The organism is Streptomyces sp. HSW2009 (genome assembly GCF_040240285.1).
Taxonomy (GTDB): domain Bacteria; phylum Actinomycetota; class Actinomycetes; order Streptomycetales; family Streptomycetaceae; genus Streptomyces.
The window spans coordinates 1-3,042 of record NZ_JBEHZD010000759.1 but is presented as its reverse complement, the minus strand read 5'-3'; the positions used below and the strand labels follow the sequence as shown (position 1 = coordinate 3,042).

Below are 3,042 nucleotides of genomic sequence, written 5' to 3'. Positions count from 1 at the left end.
CGCCGCCACACACCCTCCACACCCCGAAACACCGGCCCATACTCCAACCCACGCCCCACCAAATCCTCATACACCCCACCCACCGACACCACCTCAGCACCCACCGGCGGCCCCCCCCCCCCCCCCCCCCCCCCCGAGCCCGATGGGCCCTGCGCGTCAGCAAGCTCGACGGGGGCGGGCGGCCCCACCTTCTGACGGGCCCCGGCAGGGTCCGGTGCCCCCAACCCTCAGCAGGCCCGACAGGGTCCGGCGGCCCCGGCTCTCAACAGGCCCCCACAGGGTCCGGCGCTCCAACCCGCAACAGGCCCGGCGCTCCAACCCGCAACAGGCCCGGCGGCCCTAACCCTCAACGGGCCCGGCGGCCCCAGCCTTCAACGGGCCCGGCAGCCCCCACCCTCAGCAGGTCCGGCAGCCTCGATTCCCAACAGGCCCGGCGCCCCAAGCCCCCACAGGCAACCCCGACAGCCTCAGCAACCCCAACCCCCGAAGGCCCGGCGGCCCCCAACCCGCCCCGTGCTACCTCACTCCCGCAGCCACGGTGGCAGCAGCTCCGGATCGAGGGCTTCCACGCCCGTGAGGGGGGTGTCGCGGGGCAGGTGCAGGGTGTGGAGGTGGTGGAGGTTGGCGAGCGGGGTGACGTCGAGCGGGGTGTCCGACGTGGCGCTGGTCAGGTCGAGCCAGCGCAGTCCGGGGAGCGCGGTGGGCAGCGCCGCCAGCGTCGGGGCGTCGTCGAAGAACGCGTCCACGACCAGGTGCGCGAGGCGCGGGAAGTAGTGCTGCGGGCCGAGGTGGGCCAGCGCGCGGCCCCTGACGCCCAGGTAGATCAGCTCGTCGAGCGTGCCGATGGTGTCCCAGTCGGCGGCGCTGGTCGGGCTGTTCTCGCCAAGCAGGAGTTGTTGGAGCTGCGGCCAGTGGGTGAGGGCCGCGAGCCCGTCGACGGCCCGCGGCACGAAGCTCAAGTCCAGCGTGCGCAGTGGTGCGCCCGGCGGGAACCAGTCAAGGCGCCACCGAACGTGCGGCCCCAGCCGCACGCCGAGCGCCATCAGCCCGTCGAGCGAGCGCAGCGGGCTGAGGTCCAGCTCGTGCAGGTGGGTGTCGGACAGGGTCAGCGCCAGTGCGGTCAGCGGCAGTCCGGCCAGCGGGGTCAGGTCGTGGATGCGGTCACAGTCCTGGAGGCCGAGGGTGACCAGTTCGCGCTGCCCGGCGAGGAAGCCCAGGTCGGTGAGGGTCTGGTGGTCCCGGATGCGCAGGTGGCTGAGGCGGTGCCCGCGTACGTAGTCGGCCACGGCGGCCGGGTCCACGTTGCCGCGGGTCTCCAGCCGGGGTCGGCCGCCGAGCGCGGCCAGTTCGGCGAGTTCGGCCGGCGAGGTCGCCACGTAGTACAGCCCCTCAGGCGCCAGGTGCGCGATGACCTCGTGCGCGTACCGCTGGGTGTCGAACCGCTGCCAGGCCCAGGCGAGTTGGGACCGCAACGAGATCGCCGGGTGTTCCCGGAAGCGGGCCAGGGTCGCGATGGCCGCGTCGCCCTCGATGTGCGAGGCGGTGACGACGACCCGGGTGGCGTCGCGTTCGGAGAGCCCTGCCGGCCCCGGCAGCAGTTCCAGGACGAGCGGGCCGACCTCGGCGAGCCGGCGGGCCTCCTCGTTGGTCCCGGGCGGGATCAGCCGCGCGGTGCGCCGCTCGACCTCGCCGCGGACCGCGGGATCGAGCTCGGCGGCGTGTTCCAGGCAGGCCATCGCCAGCAGGTGGATGCGCATCCGGGTGCCCGGGTCTTCGGCGGCGTCGCCGCGTTCGACCAGCTCACGCAGGAGTTCGGCGCGCTCGCGGGGCCGGGCGTGGGCGACCGCGAGCCGGATCACGTCCTCCCACTGGTCGTCCGCCGCGTGGTCGAGCAGCAGGCCGATGTCCCACTCCTCGACCGCGCGCTTGGCGCCCAGGTAGTCCTGGAAGGTGCGGTGCACGAAGTCCACGGCGCCCGGGGTCGGTTCGCGCAACAGACCGCTGCGGTGCAGCAGGTGTTGGAAGACGGTGGCCGCGTCGCCCTGCGCCGCCGCGGCCGGCACCGCGGGCAGCGCGTCCGCGACGATCTGCTGGGCGCGGTCGCGGTCCAGCTCGGTGCGGCCGTTGCGGATCAGCCAGTACGCGAGCCGCTGGAGGAGTTGCACCTGCGGCTCGTCCGACAGCTCGATGCCGTACGGGCCGCTCATGTCGCGCTCCCGGTCGCGGCGGGTCAGCAGCATGGACAGGGCCGCGTCGTACAGCTCCTTGCGGCCGTGCGGGAGGTAGCCGCGGCGGTCCCGGTGCAGCGCGCAGAGCAGGCCGCACATCAGCGGGTTGACGGCGAGGCGGCCCAGGTCCTGCTTGGTGCGTACGGCGCTGAGCAGCGACTTCGCATAGCCGTCGATGCGCTCGGCCGCCTCGCCGGTGGCCTCGGCGCGGGCGGCCGTGTGCCAGCGGCCGATGAAGGAGGCCACCTCGTCGCGGCCCATCGGCAGCAACGTCAGCTCGTCGAAGTCCTCCCGGCCCAGCCAGTGCTCGCGTACGGCGGAGGGGCGGGAGGTGACCAGGTAGAGGTTGCCCGGGTACGCGTCGAGCAGGTCGCGCAGCCAGCCGCGGGTCTGTTCGCGCTCGCGCTCGGGGATCTCGTCGATGCCGTCGACCAGGACCAGGCCGCGGCCCTCGCCCAGCACCCGGTCCGCCCAGCCGGGCGGTTGCGCGTCGGCCAGCGGGCAGCCGACCGCGGCCAGGAACCTGCCGGGCGTCGGGAGCTGCGCCCCGCCCCGGGTGAGGGTGCGCAGCGGCAGGACGAAGGGGATGCGGCCGTACACGTGCACCAGGCGGTCGTCGTACTGGCGGCGGGCCGCGACCACCGCGAGCCACTGCACCAGCGTGGTCTTGCCGGAGCCGGCGGTGCCGCGCACCAGCACCCGCGCCCGGTCGGCGAGCGCCTGATCGGCGCGGAGCGGCGGGGCGGGGACGGGCAGCTCGTCGGCCGGGTCGAGCAGGTCGGTCGGGTCGGCCAGGTCGAAGGGGGCACCCGGG

General features: G+C 74.6%; 2 protein-coding genes. Both read right to left on the bottom strand.

What is annotated here, in order from left to right:
- The coding region (locus tag AAHZ94_RS31810; protein WP_349997182.1) for a polyketide synthase dehydratase domain-containing protein at positions 1 to 188 on the bottom strand (188 nt) is incomplete at its 3' end.
- Between the two features lie 333 nt (positions 189 to 521).
- Positions 522 to 3,042, bottom strand: a 2,521-nt coding sequence (locus tag AAHZ94_RS31805; RefSeq protein WP_349997181.1) for an NACHT domain-containing protein, incomplete at its 5' end; no start/stop codon positions are given.